Annotated in this window: 19 protein-coding genes; 15 read left to right on the forward strand and 4 right to left on the reverse strand. The window is 34.9% G+C overall.

Going from position 1 to position 19,616, the window contains the following annotated elements:
- The first annotated feature begins 10 nt into the window (after window positions 1-10).
- From XBJ1_RS18470 to trmL, 13 genes are all read left to right on the forward strand, one after another.
- A complete protein-coding gene (locus XBJ1_RS18470) occupies window positions 11-1,060 on the forward strand; it encodes a Gfo/Idh/MocA family protein (RefSeq protein WP_012990554.1) in 1,050 nt (349 codons plus the stop codon).
- Window positions 1,061-1,076: 16 nt separating this feature from the next.
- A complete protein-coding gene (locus tag XBJ1_RS18475; RefSeq protein ID WP_012990555.1) occupies window positions 1,077-1,667 on the forward strand; it encodes an acyltransferase in 591 nt (196 codons plus the stop codon).
- 17 nt (window positions 1,668-1,684) lie between these two features.
- Window positions 1,685-2,758 carry a DegT/DnrJ/EryC1/StrS family aminotransferase gene (locus XBJ1_RS18480; protein WP_012990556.1) on the forward strand — a complete coding sequence of 358 codons (1,074 nt, stop codon included), beginning with the start codon at window positions 1,685-1,687 and terminating at the stop codon, window positions 2,756-2,758.
- Window positions 2,759-2,762: 4 nt separating this feature from the next.
- On the forward strand, window positions 2,763-4,220 hold the full coding sequence (locus XBJ1_RS18485) for a lipopolysaccharide biosynthesis protein (protein ID WP_012990557.1): 1,458 nt from the start codon (window positions 2,763-2,765) through the stop codon (window positions 4,218-4,220).
- 1 nt (window position 4,221) lies between these two features.
- Window positions 4,222-5,811, forward strand: a complete 1,590-nt coding sequence (locus XBJ1_RS18490; protein ID WP_012990558.1) for a hypothetical protein — start codon at window positions 4,222-4,224, stop codon at window positions 5,809-5,811.
- A gap of 59 nt (window positions 5,812-5,870) precedes the next feature.
- Window positions 5,871-6,515 carry an acyltransferase gene (locus XBJ1_RS19150; RefSeq protein WP_012990559.1) on the forward strand — a complete coding sequence of 215 codons (645 nt, stop codon included), beginning with the start codon at window positions 5,871-5,873 and terminating at the stop codon, window positions 6,513-6,515.
- The gene (locus tag XBJ1_RS18500; protein WP_012990560.1) at window positions 6,505-7,464 is read left to right on the forward strand and encodes a GNAT family N-acetyltransferase; all 960 of its coding nucleotides are present in this window, start codon (window positions 6,505-6,507) and stop codon (window positions 7,462-7,464) included. Before XBJ1_RS19150 ends, XBJ1_RS18500 begins: the two co-directional genes overlap by 11 nt.
- A 123-nt stretch (window positions 7,465-7,587) precedes the next feature.
- A complete protein-coding gene (locus XBJ1_RS18505) occupies window positions 7,588-8,937 on the forward strand; it encodes a polysaccharide deacetylase family protein (protein ID WP_038199650.1) in 1,350 nt (449 codons plus the stop codon).
- Between the two features lie 208 nt (window positions 8,938-9,145).
- Entirely contained in the window at window positions 9,146-10,219 is a 1,074-nt protein-coding gene (locus tag XBJ1_RS18510) for a hypothetical protein (RefSeq protein WP_143827701.1), read from the forward strand.
- 5 nt (window positions 10,220-10,224) lie between these two features.
- Window positions 10,225-11,346 carry a glycosyltransferase gene (locus XBJ1_RS18515; protein ID WP_012990562.1) on the forward strand — a complete coding sequence of 374 codons (1,122 nt, stop codon included), beginning with the start codon at window positions 10,225-10,227 and terminating at the stop codon, window positions 11,344-11,346.
- 15 nt (window positions 11,347-11,361) lie between these two features.
- Window positions 11,362-12,111: a glycosyltransferase family 2 protein gene (locus tag XBJ1_RS18520; RefSeq protein WP_012990563.1), complete on the forward strand. Its 750-nt coding sequence runs from the start codon at window positions 11,362-11,364 to the stop codon at window positions 12,109-12,111.
- A gap of 13 nt (window positions 12,112-12,124) precedes the next feature.
- On the forward strand, window positions 12,125-13,291 hold the full coding sequence (locus tag XBJ1_RS18525) for a nucleotide sugar dehydrogenase (RefSeq protein ID WP_012990564.1): 1,167 nt from the start codon (window positions 12,125-12,127) through the stop codon (window positions 13,289-13,291).
- A 142-nt stretch (window positions 13,292-13,433) separates the two neighbouring features.
- Window positions 13,434-13,937 (forward strand): tRNA (uridine(34)/cytosine(34)/5-carboxymethylaminomethyluridine(34)-2'-O)-methyltransferase TrmL, encoded by a 504-nt coding sequence (gene trmL / locus XBJ1_RS18530; protein ID WP_012990565.1) that lies wholly within the window; start codon window positions 13,434-13,436, stop codon window positions 13,935-13,937.
- 69 nt (window positions 13,938-14,006) lie between these two features.
- Here the strand turns inward: trmL and cysE are convergent, their stop codons facing one another.
- The 4 genes from cysE to XBJ1_RS18550 form a co-directional block, all read right to left on the reverse strand.
- On the reverse strand, window positions 14,007-14,828 hold the full coding sequence (gene cysE, locus XBJ1_RS18535; protein WP_038199648.1) for a serine O-acetyltransferase: 822 nt from the start codon (window positions 14,826-14,828) through the stop codon (window positions 14,007-14,009).
- Window positions 14,829-14,928: 100 nt separating this feature from the next.
- The gene (gene gpsA, locus XBJ1_RS18540; protein ID WP_012990567.1) at window positions 14,929-15,948 is read right to left on the reverse strand and encodes an NAD(P)H-dependent glycerol-3-phosphate dehydrogenase; all 1,020 of its coding nucleotides are present in this window, start codon (window positions 15,946-15,948) and stop codon (window positions 14,929-14,931) included.
- The gene (gene secB, locus XBJ1_RS18545) at window positions 15,948-16,421 is read right to left on the reverse strand and encodes a protein-export chaperone SecB (RefSeq protein WP_012990568.1); all 474 of its coding nucleotides are present in this window, start codon (window positions 16,419-16,421) and stop codon (window positions 15,948-15,950) included. Before secB ends, gpsA begins: the two co-directional genes overlap by 1 nt.
- A 72-nt stretch (window positions 16,422-16,493) precedes the next feature.
- Window positions 16,494-16,931: a rhodanese-like domain-containing protein gene (locus XBJ1_RS18550; protein WP_012990569.1), complete on the reverse strand. Its 438-nt coding sequence runs from the start codon at window positions 16,929-16,931 to the stop codon at window positions 16,494-16,496.
- A gap of 335 nt (window positions 16,932-17,266) precedes the next feature.
- Between XBJ1_RS18550 and envC the strand changes: the two genes are divergently transcribed.
- Both envC and XBJ1_RS18560 read left to right on the forward strand, forming a co-directional pair.
- On the forward strand, window positions 17,267-18,574 hold the full coding sequence (envC, locus tag XBJ1_RS18555; protein ID WP_012990570.1) for a murein hydrolase activator EnvC: 1,308 nt from the start codon (window positions 17,267-17,269) through the stop codon (window positions 18,572-18,574).
- A 14-nt stretch (window positions 18,575-18,588) separates the two neighbouring features.
- A complete protein-coding gene (locus tag XBJ1_RS18560; RefSeq protein ID WP_012990571.1) occupies window positions 18,589-19,596 on the forward strand; it encodes a divergent polysaccharide deacetylase family protein in 1,008 nt (335 codons plus the stop codon).
- Window positions 19,597-19,616: the final 20 nt, after the last annotated feature.

The raw sequence follows: 19,616 nt of genomic DNA on the forward strand, positions 1-19,616 counted from the left end.
AGGATTAAATATGTTTGATATTATCAAAGGTAGAAAAATAAAATTTGCACTGGTTGGATGTGGAAGGATTGCTAAAAACCATTTTAACTCTTTAGATGCACATAAAAATAATGCCGAGTTAGTTGCTGTTTGTGATACAGACCCTGTTGCCCTCAATACCGCTATGGAAAAAACAGGCGCTAATGGATTTAATAACCTACATGATATGCTGGATAACATTTCAGCTGATATTATCATCCTAACTACACCTTCAGGACTCCATCCTGAACAAGCCATTGCTTGCCTAGAAAAAGGTTTCCATGTAGTTACTGAAAAACCCATGGCCACTCGTTTTTCTGATGGAGAGAAAATGGTTAAAGCTGCGGACAAAGCTGGCAAACGCTTATTCGTAGTCAAACAAAATCGCTTAAACGCAACTCTCCAATTGCTGAAACGCGCAGTAGAAGAACAACGTTTTGGTCAAATCAATATGGTTCACCTCAATGTATTTTGGACTCGCCCTCAAGATTACTACGATCAAGCTGCATGGCGTGGTACATGGGAATTTGATGGTGGTGCATTTATGAATCAGGCTAGCCATTATGTTGATTTGCTAGAATGGCTGATTGGCCCAGTCAAAGACATTCAAGCAATGATGTCTACACACTTAGACATTGAAGCTGAAGATACAGGTGTACTAAATATTAGATGGCGAAACGGCGCGCTAGGCTCAATGGCTGTCACTATGTGTACTTATCCTAGCAACCTAGAAGGCTCTATCACTATATTAGGGGAAAAAGGGAGTGTTAGAGTTGGCGGTTTAGCCGTTAATGAAATTCAAGAGTGGAATTTTGCCGACGAAAAAGATTATGACCAACAAGTAAAAGGTGCCAATTACGAAACCACTTCAGTATACGGTTTTGGACATCCATTATATTATAAAAATGTTATCGATGTAATGAGAGGAGAAGCAGAACCAATGACTGATGGAAGGGAAGGATTAAAATCTCTTGAATTACTAATTGCTGCTTACCTTTCTGCCAGAGATAATAAAACGGTGTCTTTACCTTTGATATATTAATGTGGGTAATCTAATTATGTCAATCACAGAAGAAGTCATGATCCATACGAGTGCCATCGTTGATGATGGTGCTAAAATAGGAAAGAATAGCCGAATTTGGCATTTTACACATATTTGCTCTGGTGCCCAAATTGGTGAAAACTGTTCTCTAGGTCAAAACGTATTTATTGGAAATAAAGTAATTATTGGAAACCACTGCAAAATACAAAATAATATTTCCATCTATGATAATGTTTATTTAGAGGACGGTGTTTTTTGTGGTCCAAGTATGGTTTTTACTAATGTCTATAATCCTCGATCTTTCATCGAAAGAAAGAATGAGTATAAAAATACTTTAGTAAAAAAAGGAGCAACTTTAGGTGCCAACTGCACCATAGTTTGTGGAACAACAATTGGTTCTTATGCTTTTATCGGTGCTGGAGCTGTTGTCAATAAAGATGTTCCTGATTACGCACTGATGGTCGGGGTACCAGCAAAACAAATAGGTTGGATGAGTGAATTTGGTGAACAGTTAGATCTACCATTGCATGGAAAATCCACTACAACATGTCCTTATACAGGGCATATCTATCACTTAGATGATAACAGTGTAAAAAAAATCAAATAATATAGGAAGAATATATAATGCAATTCACAGATCTAGCAGCACAACAATTAAAAATTAAAGATAAAATAGACGAAAATATCCAAAAAGTATTAGCACATGGAAAATATATTCTAGGTCCAGAAGTCTCGGAATTAGAAGAAAAACTCGTTGAATATACTGGAGCAAAATATTGTATCACATGTGCGAATGGAACCGATGCTTTGCAAATTGCTTTAATGGCTATTGGTATCAAACCCGGCGATGAAGTTATTACTCCTGGATTTACTTATATTGCTACAGCTGAAACAGTCGCTCTTTTAGGCGGTATTCCTGTATATGTTGATGTAAAGCCAACAACTTATAATTTAGATCCAGCACTATTAGAAGCTGCAATAACTCCTAAAACTAAAGCAATTATTCCTGTTTCTTTATATGGTCAATGTGCTGATTTTGACGAAATCAATGCAATAGCAGAAAAACATAATATTACCGTTATAGAAGATGCAGCCCAAAGTTTTGGAGCAACATATAAAGGTAAACGCTCTTGTAACTTAACAACTATTGCATGTACAAGCTTCTTTCCAAGTAAACCACTAGGATGCTACGGTGATGGTGGTGCTATTTTTACAAGCGATGAAGGATTAGCAAAAATTATTCGTCAAATTGCTCGTCATGGACAAGATAGAAGATATCATCATATAAGAGTTGGTGTTAATAGTCGTTTAGATACTCTACAAGCTGCAATTCTTCTACCGAAGTTAGAAATTTTCGATGAAGAAATGAAATCACGTCAAATAGTTGCTAAAAATTATAATAGAGCTTTAAATCAAATTGGCATCCTGACTACTCCATATATCGAATCCCATAATGTAAGTGCTTATGCGCAGTATACAATTCGTGTTAGAAATCGTGATGAACTACAGTTGCGATTAAAGGAACAAGGCATTCCAACAACTGTTCATTATCCTATACCATTAAATAAACAACCTGCTGTTGCTAATAATACAATCCTTCCAGTTGGAGATATAATTTCTCAAGAAGTTATTAGCTTGCCTATGCACCCTTATTTGGAAAATTCAGATATAAGAAAAATAATAAGAAGCATAAAATAATCACATGAATTATATTAAAAACATTCTTCTTAAAATAAAAGAGAAAAATAAATTTTACTATAATGTGCTATCTTTGGCAGGAGGAACATTATTAGCTCAATTAATTACAATAGCTTTTATGCCTTTAATGACAAGATTATATTCACCGAATTCCTTTGGAGTATTGGCAACATATATAAGTATAATCGCTATACTCAATGTAATTGTAAGTCTGCGTTATGAATTAGCTATTGTTTTGCCTAAGTATGATAATCAAGCTAAAGTTATTTTATTTTTAGCCTTAGCATTCACTATAATTACATCTTTCACATCCATATTAATAATAATATTTTTCCCAAAAAAGTTACTAGGGAATATGGGACTACAAGATTTTAATAACTATTTATACCTAATCCCAGCGTCATTATTATTCATTGGAATTTATCAGGCATTAACTTATTGGGCCAGCAGAAATAAAAATTTCACTCTGATTGCCAGAACAAAATTCAGTCAAACTCTATCAATGCTTATTGCCCAGCTGTCTTTATATAAATTACAAGATTTAGGCTTGATATTAGGGCAATTATTAAATCAATTCATGGGAAGTCTAAAATTATATAAATATTCAAAAAAAACCAAATCTTTTGTCATACCATCGCGGAAAAGATTAATATGGGGCATACGAAAATATAAAGATTTCCCTAAGTACATTTTAATGGGTTCCCTATTAGATAATACTAGCTCTAGGATACCTATATTTTTATTAGCAATACATTTTAATCCAGCATATGCTGGGTTCTATGCAATAACAGATAGAATCCTAACACTTCCTGTTCAATTAATTGGAAAATCACTATCTAATGTCTATTATGCTGAGGCTTCCAATTTTTACAGGGAAAATAGACTAAATGAATTAACCTATCAAATATATAAAAAACTTGTAACATTAGCTTTTCCTTTCGTAATATTGATAATGCTAATTTCACCAACCATGTTTAATTATATTTTTGGAAACGAATGGAAAACTGCAGGACATTATGCAAGGATACTTTGTATGTTGATGTACATAGTATTTATTACATCCCCAATAAGTTCAGCATATATGATATTAGGAAAACAGAAAATCTGGACATTATTTCAAGCAATAATACTACTAACAAGCATAGTTACATTATATATTGGTATATATTTAGATAATGACATATATACTATCCTGTTCTATTCTATAGGAAACATGCTATGTTGGAGTATCATTTTAGTTTATCTTTTTAGAATATTAAAGATAAAATTCAAACAATACTTCAAAGACCAGTATATAAATTTTATATTATCATTACTCACAAACTCTCCTTTAATAATATATATGTTATACATACACCTAAATAATACTCAAGAAAATACTATATATTGGGCTGGATGTATAATTATCTCATTAATATTAATTATATTTAGATACATGCATATGTTAAAGAAAAAGGTATAAAATGAAACCTAAAATAATATTATCAAACGATTGGTTTTATGAAGAAATAAAAAATGGCACCATATATATAAAAGGAAATATTTTTTTAAAAAAAGAAAAAATAGATAAAAATCAAATAATCGATATATTAATTAAAAGTAAGAAAAAAAATAATATACCTGAAGCCATAAAAAATTTTAATGGTTTCTTTTCCATTATATTTTATCACGAAGATAATGTTATTTTAATAACGGATCATATTAGAAGCATACCTATAATTTATGCACTAAATGAAAATGAATTGATAATAAGCGATATTGCTATAAACATAAGGGAAAATTTAACCATATCTGAAATAAATAATTCAGCTAAAACAGAAATCATTTTAAATTCATTTGTAGCTGGTGATGAAACATTATCTAAAAACATAAAACAAGTAGAGGCAGGCTGTATAGTCATAATCAAAGAAAAAACTATAGAAAAACAGTATTATAACATTCGTATAAATAACACATATGATTATGACAATGTGGAATTTTATAACAAAAATAAAAAAATATTATCAGATTCAATTCAAAGATTAATAAATTTTGCTAATGGCAGAAAGATTGTTATACCTCTCAGCGCCGGATATGATTCAAAATTAATCGCAACTCTTCTAAAAAAATCAAACTATAACAATATCATTAGTTATAGTTATGGTAGAGAAAATTGCGATGAAATAAAAAAAAGCAAACAAGTGGCAAATAGCTTAAATATACCTTGGATATTTATAGATTATGGAAAATTCAATTTCAAGAAACATATAACCGATAAAAACACTCAAAATTATATGTTATATGCATGCAACTATGTAAGTTTACCCCATACACAAGATTTCCTTGCAGTGAAATATCTTAAAGATAATAACCTAATTCCAAATGACTCTATTTTTGTTCCAGGACATAGTATCGCAAGTGCTTTTCCCCTTATAAATAAAAATATAGATAAGATAAAATCTACACGTGAGATTGTAGATCACATTTATAATCTATACTATAACAATGACCCATATTTAAAAAAGAAGAACAAAAATGCAATAAAAAATAAGATTAAGGAAATAATAAAAACAGCAGGATATTACGACAACAGTCATCTTTCAGATGTTATACTATTTTGGGCAGCATATGAAGATGACGTTAAATTTATTATAAATTCTATTAAAGTCTACGAGTTTTTTGGATATACATTTTGGTTGCCATTATGGGATAAAAATTACTCAGATTTCTGGATGCAAACTTCACATAAATTTAAATATCATAGAACATGGTATGAGCATTTTATCAGAAATCAATTTGAATATTTTCAAAAAGAAAAATATAACGAAGATGAAGAAAAGCCAATAATAGAATTACCTAAAAACAAAGAAAATAAAATAATTTCATTATTAAAGAAAATAACAATATTAAGAAGATTAAAAAAATCAATATATTTCCTTTTTCCAAAGAATGATTTCAGAGGAACATCATATACCTACAATAAATTCGAAGTATTTTTATTACACATGCAAGGGAAACATTTACACTCCAAATATACTTTAGACCTTATTAATAAACATATTATAAAAAAATAAATTAACTCTTAAAATTAGATAATTAAACACTAAAAATTAAATTACTTTAGAGCCTTAATATGAATCTATTAAAAAAAACCATAAAAGCATTAGTACCTCAAAAAGCATTAATTAAATTGAAAAGTGTTTTATACTTTAACGGTCTTTTACCTTATAAACCTAGAGTATATAAGATTATGTACAAAAATAAGACCTTATACCTTAGTAATGCTATTGATGTTACGCATTGGTCAAAACTAGATATAGGTAATAATACCTTTATTTGGCATTTTACTATATTAGATACATATAATGGCATAAAGATAGGAAATGACTGCCAAATAGGCACAAGAGTGGGAATATTTACTCATAGTAGCCATAATTCTATACGTCTTTACAATAAAGAATATCATAATATTCCTTTTCAAGAACTTCAAGGAAGAATAAAAGGTAGTGTTGAGATTGATGATAATACTTTTATTGGCGCAAATGCAATCATTATGCCCAATACAAAAATAGGGAAAGGATGTATAGTAACAGCATTCTCTTATGTGCAAGGAAATTTTAGTGACTTTTCAATAATCGCTGGAAATCCTGCAAAAAAAGTCGGAGATGTACGAAAGATTGATTATAGATTATTAAAAAAACATCCAGAATTAATTGAATCATATTTAAAATATTTTAACTATAAATCTATTGGGGCTCTTATTGATCATGAAGAATAATAAAGAATTATATAAAAATCTCTGCGAAACAGAGAAAACAATCCCTATATTTAGTCAAGCTTGGTGGCTTGACGCAACTGCAGGAATAGAAAATTGGGATGTAGCTATCGTTCAAAAGGAAAATGGAGAAATTATTGCCTCCCTACCTTATATGATAAAGAAAGTTCAATTTCTAAAAAAAATCACTCAGCCCAAATTAACACAGTTTCTAGGTCCCTGGTTCAAGGAAAATAATAGCAATTACACCAAGTCACTAGGTCAACAAAAAGATCTAATGTTTTCACTCATAGAGCAGCTACCTGAATTTCATTCCTTTTCTCAAAATTGGAATCATTCTCAACAAAATTGGTTGCCATTCTATTGGAAAAATTTTTCCCAAAGTACAAGATATACATATAGAATTACAGACATAAGTAATGAGGAGAAATTATGGAATGGATTTCAATCAAATATAAGAGGTTATATTCGCAAAGCAAAAGAACGTTATGAGCTAGAAATACGTACAGATTTAGATATTCATGAATTCTTAAAATTAAATAACAAGGTATTTGAACGTCAAAATAAAACTCCTCCATACGAAGATAACTTTGTTATCGATCTGGATAGAGTTTGTTCAGAAAAAAAATCTCGGAAAATTTTTATTGCTCAAGATAAATTAGGCAGAAAACATGCTGGAGCTTACCTAATATGGGATAACAATAACGCATACTATATTATGGCAGGAGCAGACCCATCACTTCCAAATAGTGGGGCAACAAGTTTATGTTTATGGGAAGCAATAAAATTTGCATCTACAGTGACAAAAAATTTTGACTTTGAAGGCTCTATGCTTGAACCTGTTGAAAGATTTTTTAGAGCATTTGGCGCTGAACAAACACCATATTTTCATATCTCTAAAACAAATTCAAAGATATTAAAAACATATTATTTCCTTAAAAATTTAAAATAACACTTATATTCCTCCCACTTAAAGATGTAGTTTCTTAATGAGAATTAATCATTACAAATAAATTAATTACACATTTTACCCTACATCTTCATGTTCATGTTCATGTTCTAAAGATATACAAAAATGAAATCCATTAATTCTAACATACTGCTTTGGTTCCAACTTATTATAAGAGAACGATTTGGAATTCCAATTAATGCTTCATATACAGAGAAAGGTATAAAATTATATCTTCAAAAAGAAGAAAAATATATTATACTTGACGAATTACAATCAAGCTTCTATTCCATAGATACAAAATTGTCGTTTACTACTTGGAATGGATGTGAAGAAGGCTGGGAGACAATATTAGCCTCCCCCTTACCAGCACCAACAATTAAAAATTTACCAAAACCTTTAATTGAAAAAAAGTCATATGGACATAATATTCATTATGATATTATTGGTTTAACTTATTGGATATTATCTAGAATAGAAGAAATAAATAAAGAGCAAGTATTAGATAATCACTATAGGTTCCCTGCCATTGAGTCTCATGCCTATAAAAATAATTATCTAAATCGCCCAATTGTTGATGAATGGTTACATATTTTAAGACAAATAATTGAAAAAACTTGGCCAAATGCAGTGCTAAAAAAGCATCAATTTAGATTTAATGCTACACATGATGTTGATAGACCATATAGATTTAAATATTGTAAATTAACTAAATTAATAAAAAATATTGCTGGCGATGTAATTCGTAAGAAAGTATTTTCATCAATTATATATGCTCCTTTTATAAAAATATCAAATAATAAACATGTTCTTAATAAGGATCTATATTTTACTTTTGATTGGATTATGAACCTATCAGAAAAAAATAACATAAAGAGTGAGTTCTATTTCATCTGTGGGCGAACAGATAGAACTAAAGACGCTGATTATGAGATTGAAGACCCACTAATACGAGGTTTACTTCGAAAAATTCATTCTAGAGGACATGTTATAGGATTACATCCTAGCTATAGTTCCTTCCAAGATCCACAACAAATAAAAGAAGAATTTTCTCGCTTACAAAATGTATGTGCTGAGGAAAATATAAAACAAAAACAGTATGGTGGACGAATGCATTATTTACGATGGTCACACCCAGAAACTCTAGTTGCATGGAATAATGCTGGCTTAAACTATGATAGCACTCTCGGCTATGCTGATAGGCCTGGTTTTCGTTGTGGTACTTGTTTTGAATATCCCGCAATAAACCCTCTAACAAATGAAATTTTAAACATAAGAATAAGACCTTTGATTGTAATGGAATCCTCTATATTGAAATATATGAACATTAAAAATACCAACGATGCAAAGACCTTGTTTTTATATTATAAAAATATATGCAAAAAGTTTAATGGTGAGTTTACATTACTATGGCATAATAGTGAACTTTATAATAATAAAATGAGAGAAATATATTTAGCATTGTTAACTGAATAGGCATGAAGTGAAAATATTTAAATTACTAGAGAAACGTTATATATATTTCTTTCTATCAATATTATATAAACTTCTACTAGACATATCATATGTTAATTTTGTAAATCCATTATATGGATATTCAGGTTTTCATATTAATTTCAATATATTACAATATTTTTTTGGGTGGATTTTATTTTTACTATTACTAATTTTATCTCCACACCTTATGAATAAAATATCTGACTACTTTCATTCCCAAGCCTTGTTTGCTTTATTAGCTCCTATTATTGTACTATACGGAATGGATTCAAATTTACCTCTTACTCCTGTTATTTATTCATTAGCCTCCATTTTATTTATAAGGTGGTTGACCAATACTTCTATAAAAACACCTAAAATATCAATAGTACCAATAATAAAAAATGGCGACAAAATTTTCTATCTAATATCATTAATAATGGTTATATATCTTGTTTGTTGGTATTTTTTTTCTGGTGCAGTAAATAATATAAATTTTAATATAACTAAAGTTTATGAATTTAGAGAAAAAAATAGTGCAATAACAAATATAGGTATTTTAGCTTATGTTAATGATTGGGTCTACAGTGTTTTTTCTTTATCACTCCTTGGCTATTCTTTATGGAGAAAAAAATACATCACGTTTTTATTTGTTATAATATGTCAAATCTTTTTCTATAGTATATCAGCCCATAAATCGGTATTATTTGCACCTTTTTTTGTAATTGGAATTTATTTTTATTTTAGTCGTACTAATGCTCTATCATCTGTGCCATTAGTTTTTAGCACTACCGTTCTTTGTGGTTTATTATTATATAACATAGTTAATGAAACTATTTTTCCTTCTATGTTTATTAGGCGTGTTTTTTTTGTACCTGCTAATTTAACTTATGTCTATTTTGAATTTTTCCAACATAACCCTTATTCTATGTGGAGCAATTCTATATTAAAATTTATACAACCTAATATTTATGAGGCGGGAATATCTAAAACCATTGGAATATATATAGGCACTGACATATATGCTAATAATGGATATATAAGCAGCGGTTTTGCTCAAGCAGGATTACTAGGCATATTCTTATATAGTATAATACTTGGTATATATCTAAAATGGTTAAATATATTATCTAATAAAGGCCCTACATTATGGCTTGGATTAATATTAGTTGTAACACCTTTGAGAAGCTTATTAATTTCATCAGATCTATTAACTGTGATGCTTACACATGGTCTATTTGTAGCTACTCTAATGTTGATTTTACTCAGAAAGAATAAATAACAATCATGAAAATTGCACACTTAACTTCAGTTCATCATCGTTATGACACTCGTATTTTATTAAAAGAATGTACATCTCTTAGTACATTTGGTTATGATGTATATTTAATTGTTGCAGATGGAAAAGAAGATGAACTTATTCAAAACATAAATATACTAGATGTAGGAAAACCATCAGGGAGGCTCAACAGGATATTAACATCCACTAATAAGATATATAAAAAAGCCTTAGAAGTAGATGCAAATATATATCATCTACACGATCCTGAACTCATACCCATTGGGTTAAAATTAAAAAAGAAAGGTAAAATAGTTATTTTTGACTCACACGAAAATGTTTCACAGCAAATACTTGGAAAACCATACTTACAAAAAAGTTTAAAAAAAATAATTTCTAGATTATATTCATATTATGAAAAATACAGCTTATCCAAATTTGATGGTATAATATCTGCAACCACATCAATCAAAGAAAAATTAATAAAAATCAATAAAAACACAATCGCTGTGAATAATTTCCCTATCATAAATGATATAACCAATACAAATATCATCTGGGATAAAAAAGAAAATAGAATATGTTATGTTGGTGCAATTTCTAATATTAGGGGTATAAAAGAAATGGTTGAATCTGTTTCTGATATAAAAACAAACACTAAAATAACCATAGGAGGAAATTTCCCAAATAACAAATTTGAGAATGAAGTAAAAAATAACAAAAATTCAAATGAAATTGAATTCTTAGGCTTTTTAAATAGAAAGCAAATAAATGAATTATTTTCCATATCAAAAGCAGGTCTAGTAGTATTACATCCAACTATAAATTACTTAGACTCTCTTCCTGTAAAAATGTTTGAATACATGGCCGCAGGAATTCCTATAATTGCCTCAAATTTCCCCTTATGGAAAGAAATTATATCTAGTAACAATTGTGGCCTTCTTGTAAATCCCCTTGAACCTACAGAAATAGCTAATGCCATAGATTTTATAATAAATAACTCAGACATATCAAAAGAAATGGGGAAAAACGCAAGAGTAGCAATAGAAAAAAAATATAATTGGTCTATAGAATGCGAAAAACTTTTAGATTTCTATACTAAAATAGATGAATTATCGTTATCCAACTAAATATTAAACTACATAATGAATAGTCTAGTTTCAATTATAATGCCCACTTATAACTCATCAAAGTATATTGAAGATAGTATTAACTCAATCCTAAAGCAAACATATAAACACTGGGAGCTTATTATTACTGATGATCATTCAAATGATAATACTTTTGATATAATATCTAAATACTCTCTAATATATCCTCAAATAAAAATTTTTAAACATGAAAAAAATCTTGGTGCAGGGGCTGCTAGAAATAACAGTATAGAACACTCTAGTGGGAGATTTATAGCTTTTCTAGATAGCGATGATCTATGGCATCCTAATAAATTAGAAAAACAAATTTCCTTTATGCTTAAAAAAGAATGTGCTCTTTCTTATAGTTACTATCAAAAAATAAATGAAGATGGACAATTAAAAGGAATTATAAAGGCTCCCAAATTTACTAACAGCAAAAAATTATTATTCACGAATGTTATTGGATGCCTAACTGCTATCTATGACACTCAAAAAGTTGGAAAGTTATACATGCCGCTGATAAGAAGAAGACAAGATATGGCTCTTTGGTTAAAGATAATGAATATTTCAGGCAATGCCTATGGCATTCCAGAAATTTTAGCTTACTATCGAGTTTCAAAAAATAGCTTATCTGGAAATAAGTATAATGCAGCTAAATCTCAATGGCATTTATATAGAAATATATTAACTCTAGGTTTTGTTAAATCATCCATTTATTTCATTTCATACGCTTTTTTTGGTTTAATTAAAAAATTTAAATAGAGAACATTTAAGAATGGATATAACAATAGCAGGTATAGGATACGTGGGCTTATCTAACGGAATTCTTTTATCACAAAAACATAAAGTTATTGCGTTAGATATTAGCGAAGAAAAAGTCAATCTTATAAATAAAAAAAAATCTCCAGTTGTCGATAAAGAAATAGAATTCTATATAAAAGAAAAAAAATTAGACCTCATTGCAACACTTGATAAAAAACTTGCATATGAAAACGCTGACTTTGTTATCATTGCAACACCTACAGATTACGACCCTAAAACTAACTATTTTAATATAAAATCTGTCGAATCTGTCATAGAAGATGTTCTGTATTATAATCCCACAGCTATAATGATAATTAAATCAACAATTCCTGTTGGTTTTACGAAACAGATGAGAGAAAAATATAATACGGACAATATTATTTTCTCTCCAGAATTTCTCAGAGAAGGACGCGCATTATACGACAATTTATATCCATCTAGAATTGTTATTGGCGAAAAATCTGAAAGGGCACAATTATTTTCTGATCTTCTACTCGAAGGAGCTATAAAAAAAGACATTCCTATTCTTTTTACTGAATCAACTGAAGCAGAAGCAATAAAATTATTTTCAAATACATATTTAGCTATGCGAGTAGCATATTTTAACGAACTTGATAGTTATGCAGAAATCAATGAATTAAACACTCGCCAAATTATCGAAGGTGTTTCTTTAGATCCTAGAATTGGTAATCACTATAATAATCCATCATTTGGATATGGTGGCTATTGCTTACCTAAAGACACTAAACAATTACTTGCTAACTATCAAAAAGTACCAAATAATATTATTAATGCAATTGTGGAAGCTAATCGTACACGCAAAGATTTTATCGCTGATTCAATCCTTAGCAAAAATCCTAAAATTGTCGGTGTTTATCGATTAATTATGAAATCAAACTCTGACAATTTTAGAGCATCTTCAATTCAGGGGATCATGAAAAGAATCAAAGCTAAAGGCATTGAAGTTGTTATATTTGAACCAGAAATGACAGATGAGTATTTTTTCAACTCTAAACTTATTCGCGATTTAGAATATTTTAAATCTATATCAGATATAATTATCTCTAATCGCATGTCTGAAGAACTCAAGGATGTGAAAGAAAAAGTGTATACGCGAGATTTATTTGGTAACGATTAATTATTTAAAATATTAATAATATTTGATAAAAATTAACCATCCCAAGAGATAACAGTTATTAGATATGCTACTCAAATTAATTTAATGCCACACTTACTATTAACAATTACACTCTCTACCTCATTCTGTTATCATATGTCCCATGCTAAACATCGTCCTATTCGAACCAGAAATCCCGCCTAACACGGGAAACATTATTCGCCTTTGTGCCAACACAGGCTGCCAGCTTCATTTAATCCAACCCTTGGGCTTCACATGGGATGATAAACGCCTGCGTCGCGCAGGGTTGGATTACCACGAGTTCGCTAACATTAAACAGCATCACGATTTCCATGCTTTCTTGGTAAGTGAAGGTTTAAGTCCGGTGAATTCACAATCCCCGTCTGGGGCGCGGTTGTTTGCCTTAACCACAAAAGGCACGCCAGCGCACAGTAATGTCAGCTATCAGGATGGTGATTACCTGATGTTTGGCCCAGAAACCCGTGGGTTACCCGCTTATGTATTAGATAATATGCCAACAGAGCAGAAAATCAGGATCCCTATGCTGTCAGACAGTCGCAGTATGAATCTTTCCAATTCTGTGGCTGTGGTGGTTTTTGAAGCATGGCGGCAGCTGGGATATTCAGGGGCGTTATTACGGGATTAATATTAGGCCATTCAGCGCTTGTATCACGCTGAATGGCTTTAATTCTTGATTACAAACAGCGATAGGATCTCAAATCCCATCCCCATACTCAAACCCATTATTGATACCATTAAAATGCTGGTTCATATCCAGTGATGGTTTGTCACTTTCGGGTTTACCCACAATCCGCGCCGGTACGCCCGCAACGGTGGTATGAGGTGGAACAGCACGTAAGACAACGGAACCCGCCCCAATTTTCGCGCCACGGCCAATTTCAATATTGCCGAGGATCTTAGAGCCTGCACCAATCATCACCCCTTCACGCACTTTCGGATGACGATCCCCGCCAGCTTTGCCTGTACCACCAAGTGTGACAGATTGCAGAATGGAGACATCATTCTCAACCACTGCGGTTTCACCAATCACAATACCGGTTGCGTGGTCGAGCATGATACCGCAGCCAATTTTCGCGGCTGGGTGAATATCGACACTAAAAGAGACGGATATCTGATTTTGCATATAAATCGCCAATGCCTTGCGCTCTTGATTCCAGAGCCAGTGCGCTATGCGGTATGCCTGTAATGCATGGAAGCCTTTAAGATAGAGTAACGGTGTTGAATATTTGTCCACGGCGGGGTCACGCAGGCGAACGGCTTTGATATCACGGGCTGCCGAGCCAATCATCTCTGGATCGCTGCGGTAAGCGTCTTCAACAACTTCTCTGACCGCAATCGCAGGCATAATCGGGGTTGCCAGTTTATTTGCCAGCATATAGCTCAAAGCACTACCAAGGTTTTCATGCTTGAGTAATGTTGCGTGAAAAAAACTGGCTAACATGGGTTCACAATCAGCCAGCTCCCTTGCTTCATTCTTTATATTTTTCCAGACTTCGTTCAGTTCTTCTCGAGACATAGCAATCATTCTCATTTGACTGTTTCCCGCCCTAAGTGGACTCACTTCCCACTATACACTCTGATACATCGAACGAGGATTTACGGCTATTTTAGCTAACTCAAGAGTTAAGGTTTTCTCCCTCATCTCTTGTCGCTCTGCCCAATAATGTCTGGGCTGCTTCGATAACGTTCTTATTACAATATAGTATCTGATAGATCTGTTCTGTAATCGGCATCTCAACACCGGCTCGTTCTGCCAATGCCCGAGCTTCTTTGGTGTTACGATAGCCTTCAACAACTTGACCAATCTCACGTTGTGCATCGTCAACGCTGATACCTTGACCCAGCATCATGCCAAAACGACGGTTACGAGATTGGTTATCAGTACAGGTCAAAACTAAATCACCCAATCCGGCCATACCTATAAATGTCGAAGGATCAGCGCCTAATGCGATACCAAGGCGACTCATCTCGGCCAAGCCTCGGGTGATTAATGCTGTGCGAGCATTTGCCCCAAAACCCATACCATCAGATATCCCGGCACCAATTGCAATAACATTTTTTATTGCGCCGCCAAGCTGTACGCCAGTGAAATCCGGGTTCTTATACACACGAAAACTTTTGCCGCAGTGAAAAAGCTGCTGGAGTTCTTCGCCAAATTCAGGGGTCGTCGCAGATACAGCAATTGCTGTCGGCAAACCTGCTGCCAGTTCTTTGGCGAATGTCGGGCCAGATACCACAGCCAATGGGATTTCGTTACCCAATATCTCACGTGCCACATCCTGCAATAAACGCCCGGTTTCTGCTTCAAGGCCTTTCGTTGCCCAGACAATCCGGGAATCCGGCTGTAAATATGGTTTTATCTGCTGTAATACATCCCCGAAAACATGGCTGGGAACCACGATCAGAATATTACTGCTGGTTGAAACCGCATTTTTCAGGTCTGCTTCGAGCAATAAGTTATCAGGGAAAGAAATATCCGGCAAAAATGCCTGATTGCAACGCGCCTGCTGCAAGGCGTGGATATGCTGAGGGTTATGCCCCCAGAGCACAACTTCATGCCCGTTGCGAGCCAGTGTGATGGCTAAAGCGGTGCCGTATGAACCGGCACCGATAACTGTCATAGAAGCGGTATTCATCAGGCTTCCTGAGTAGTCTCACTAGGCTCAGACTGTTCAGCCTGCTGTTGCAGGTAATTCATGAACAGCGCATCAAAGTTGACTGGCGCCAGATTCAGTTGTGGGAAAGTACCACGGCCTACCAGGCTGGTGATGCACTCACGGGCATATGGGAACAGAATGTTCGGGCAATAGGCACCTAAGCAATGTGCCAATTGGGTTCCATCAATACCGTCGATAGAGAAAATACCCGCCTGCTGAACTTCACACAGGAACGCCGTTTCTTCCCCTAATGCCGCTGTGACAGTAACACGCAGAACAACTTCATAGACTCCCTGAGCTAATTCATTGGAGGCGGTATCCAAATCCAATTTGACTTCCGGCTGCCATTCCAGCTGGAAAATCTGAGGTGCTTTCGGTGCTTCGAAAGAAACATCTTTCGTGTAGATACGCTGGATCTGGAAAGCCATTTCGGTGTTGTTTTGTTCTGACATAATGATTTTACCTTGTTAAGACGTCCTGATTAAACTTTGATGACGTAAGCATACCGCTTACACCCGTGTTCGTTATTTTTTGCCTCGGGCCAATGGCAGATTTTCACCTGACCATCCCGTAATTCCCTCTTTCAGGGAATAAACCCGTTCAAAGCCTGCACGGATCAGATGCTCAGCCGGCGTTCTGGATTCCAGACCATTCGCTGAAACCACAATGACAAGCTGTTTTTTATGCTTTTCAAACTCACCCAGATTATTTTCTTTAATCTCAGATGGTGTCAGGTTAACGGAACCAATAATATGCCCTCTGCGGAAATCGTCACGGGAGCGTAAATCCACGACGACAGCATCTTCCTTATTGATGAAATGGATAGCCTGTGCACGGGTGATCTCTTTACTCTTGGAGAACACGCTTTTTGCCGTCATGACAATGACAGCCACCAGCAATGCAATCCAGGCAAGACTCAGGATAGTATTCCGGCTAATAAATTGCATGATTTCTTGCAGCATGGGGGGAAACAACTCCCGTTAGTTAATAACAAATATCTAAGGTAGCAGAGTATACCTGTGTGTTGCGTCAATTACAGCCAATTAGCGCCAGCCCAGTGTAGATTTTGCGGAGAGTTTCGAGAAAAAGCAAAAATCCTCCGAGATTCATTTGATTGTCATGTTTCACCAAAATATTTTATATCACACGGAGCCGGTGCAGGATTTTCACCAATAAATGAGCTAAATTAACTAAAATTTATATTATTTAAAAAGATAAAAAACAGTCTGTTCTCTGGTCAGAAGTAACCCCTCATGAAATAATCGGACACGATATGATCGGCAAGGTACTCAATAAGATGGCTGATAGTAAGGATCTAAAGAGCCGTAATCAGCGGCAGAAGCAGGATCAATGGCAACCCCAGAACAGAAGCTTATTGCTCTGTATATTGCTGTTTGCCTTTTTCAGCACAGATACCTTTGCCAATCAGATTTCAGAGAGTAAAAACCAGCTCAAGGATATTCAGCAAGATATTGCCGAGAAAGAGGAAAGTGTCAAGCAACAGCAAAAAAAACGCACTAATCTGCTGAGTCAATTAAAGGATCAAGAGAGCACAATCTCAGAAGTGGGGCTTTCTCTACATGGCACTCAAACCCGCTTGAATAAACTGGGCAATGAAATTACATCACTGAATGCGAATATCAAACGCCTGCAAATTCAACAAAAAGAACAGCGTCGTCTGCTTGCCAAACAATTGGATTCAGCATTCCGGCAGGGAAATCACCAAGGATTAGAACTGCTATTCAATGGTCAGGAAACTCAACGCAAAGAGCGCATACTGGCTTACTACAGTTATCTGAATCAGGCGCGTCAGGAAACGATCAACAAACTGCAAAAAACAACCGAGCAGCTTAACCAGCAAAAAAAGCTGCAACTGGAAAAACAAAATGAGCAGAAAACAATACTGAGCAGCCAAAAGCAACAAAAACAGAAAATGGAAGTTGTCCATATTGCGCGGCAAAAAACGTTAACGGAGCTTGAGTCTTCACTGCAAAAAGATCAACAAAGTCTGACCGAGCTTCGGCAGAATGAAGCCCAGCTAAGGAATAAAATTGCCAAAGCAGAGCGGGAAGCCAAAGCCCGTGCTGAACGAGAGGCTCGTGAAGCCGCACGAGTCCGTGCACAAGTCGCAGCCAAGCAGAAACAGGCTCAGCAGAAAGGTTCCCGCTACAAACCGACGGAAGAAGAGCGCTCGCTGATGGCTCGAACGGATGGGCTTGGGCGCCCGGCCGGGCAGGCAATCTGGCCGGTACGCGGTCGGGTCATCCATAGTTTTGGTGAAGCAATACAAGGTGAGCTACGCTGGAAAGGGATCGTTATTGCCGCAGCAGACAATACGGAAGTGAAAGCGATTTCCGATGGACGGGTACTGTTGGCAGACTGGCTGCAAGGCTATGGTTTGGTTGTGGTAGTGCAACACGGCAAAGGAGATATGAGCATTTATGGTTATAACAAAACGACGCTGGTCAGTGTTGGGCAACAGGTACGAGCCGGGCAATCTATAGCGTTGGTTGGCAGCAGCGGCGGCCAGCAGCAGCCTTCACTGTATTTTGAGATCCGCCGTCAGGGTCGGGCAGTTAATCCATTGCCATGGTTAGGGAAATAGGGGAAGAGAAAATAATGGTGAAGTCTCGGTTAATCAGGCGAGTTATCCCGTTCACACTGTTATCTTGGATACTCCTGTTTTGTCTATCATTACTGTTTACCCTGAATGCACATGCCGCACGTCTGGCCATTGTCATTGATGACTTTGGCTATCGTGTTCACCATGAAAACAAAATATTACAAATGCCAACGGCGGTTTCTATCGCAATATTGCCAGATTCTCCACACGGCCGGGAGATGGCGCAAAAAGCCCATAAACAAGGCCGGGAGATTTTGATCCACCTGCCAATGGCTCCACTCAGTAAACAGCCATTGGAGAAAAATACGCTGCATCCTTCCATGAGCCGAGAAGAAATTGGCCGTATTATTCACGATGCCATACAGAAAGTGCCTCATGCCATGGGCATGAATAATCATATGGGCAGTGCAATGACATCCAGTCTCAATGGCATGGAGAACGTGATGCAAGTGTTATCTTCTTACCACCATCTCTACTTTCTCGATAGCGTGACCATTGGCAAGACACAAGTCACCAAAGCAGCGATGGGAACACCGGTTCAGGTGCTCCGCCGTCATGTTTTTCTGGATAATGTGCAGACAGAAGCAGAAACACGGCATCAGCTCAATCGAGCCATTGCGCTTGCCCGTAAGCAAGGTTCTGCCATTGCTATTGGGCATCCTTACCCAACCACGGTTCGGGCCTTACAGCAAGCCCTCACAGCGTTACCTGACGATATTGAACTGGTAACACCCAGCAGGCTGTTAAACCCCACTTCAGCGAGCAAAAACGATCACCAGACTGCACGTAAATGTGCAAAACCTCATGAACCAGCAGCCGTACCTGCAACCAAGCTGGATTATCTCAAGAGGATAGGCAACGCATTAACGCACAATGCTATTGTTGAGACGTTGAGTCAGCACATTGATAAACTTTTGGGAAAAACAGAGTCGGCGCAAAAAGATAAAACAGTACAAGGCAACACAGGCGCCCGTACAACGACAGACACCTGTGCTGATTTTTAACGGCTATTCCAGATAGTCAG

The organism is Xenorhabdus bovienii SS-2004 (assembly GCF_000027225.1).
Classification (GTDB): domain Bacteria; phylum Pseudomonadota; class Gammaproteobacteria; order Enterobacterales; family Enterobacteriaceae; genus Xenorhabdus; species Xenorhabdus bovienii_C.

Excerpts from the sequence above, each read along its gene's own strand:
- XBJ1_RS18470 (WP_012990554.1), top strand. The coding sequence starts at position 11 with ATGTTTGATATTATCAAAGGTAGAAAAATAAAATTTGCACTGGTTGGA.
- XBJ1_RS18475 (WP_012990555.1), top strand. The coding sequence starts at position 1,077 with ATGTCAATCACAGAAGAAGTCATGATCCATACGAGTGCCATCGTTGAT.
- XBJ1_RS18480 (WP_012990556.1), top strand. The coding sequence starts at position 1,685 with ATGCAATTCACAGATCTAGCAGCACAACAATTAAAAATTAAAGATAAA.
- XBJ1_RS18485 (WP_012990557.1), top strand. The coding sequence starts at position 2,763 with ATGAATTATATTAAAAACATTCTTCTTAAAATAAAAGAGAAAAATAAA.
- XBJ1_RS18490 (WP_012990558.1), top strand. The coding sequence starts at position 4,222 with ATGAAACCTAAAATAATATTATCAAACGATTGGTTTTATGAAGAAATA.
- XBJ1_RS19150 (WP_012990559.1), top strand. The coding sequence starts at position 5,871 with ATGAATCTATTAAAAAAAACCATAAAAGCATTAGTACCTCAAAAAGCA.
- XBJ1_RS18500 (WP_012990560.1), top strand. The coding sequence starts at position 6,505 with ATGAAGAATAATAAAGAATTATATAAAAATCTCTGCGAAACAGAGAAA.
- XBJ1_RS18505 (WP_038199650.1), top strand. The coding sequence starts at position 7,588 with ATGAAATCCATTAATTCTAACATACTGCTTTGGTTCCAACTTATTATA.
- XBJ1_RS18510 (WP_143827701.1), top strand. The coding sequence starts at position 9,146 with ATGAATAAAATATCTGACTACTTTCATTCCCAAGCCTTGTTTGCTTTA.
- XBJ1_RS18515 (WP_012990562.1), top strand. The coding sequence starts at position 10,225 with ATGAAAATTGCACACTTAACTTCAGTTCATCATCGTTATGACACTCGT.
- XBJ1_RS18520 (WP_012990563.1), top strand. The coding sequence starts at position 11,362 with ATGAATAGTCTAGTTTCAATTATAATGCCCACTTATAACTCATCAAAG.
- XBJ1_RS18525 (WP_012990564.1), top strand. The coding sequence starts at position 12,125 with ATGGATATAACAATAGCAGGTATAGGATACGTGGGCTTATCTAACGGA.
- trmL (WP_012990565.1), top strand. The coding sequence starts at position 13,434 with ATGCTAAACATCGTCCTATTCGAACCAGAAATCCCGCCTAACACGGGA.
- cysE (WP_038199648.1), bottom strand. The coding sequence starts at position 14,828 with ATGTCTCGAGAAGAACTGAACGAAGTCTGGAAAAATATAAAGAATGAA.
- gpsA (WP_012990567.1), bottom strand. The coding sequence starts at position 15,948 with ATGAATACCGCTTCTATGACAGTTATCGGTGCCGGTTCATACGGCACC.
- secB (WP_012990568.1), bottom strand. The coding sequence starts at position 16,421 with ATGTCAGAACAAAACAACACCGAAATGGCTTTCCAGATCCAGCGTATC.
- XBJ1_RS18550 (WP_012990569.1), bottom strand. The coding sequence starts at position 16,931 with ATGCTGCAAGAAATCATGCAATTTATTAGCCGGAATACTATCCTGAGT.
- envC (WP_012990570.1), top strand. The coding sequence starts at position 17,267 with ATGGCTGATAGTAAGGATCTAAAGAGCCGTAATCAGCGGCAGAAGCAG.
- XBJ1_RS18560 (WP_012990571.1), top strand. The coding sequence starts at position 18,589 with ATGGTGAAGTCTCGGTTAATCAGGCGAGTTATCCCGTTCACACTGTTA.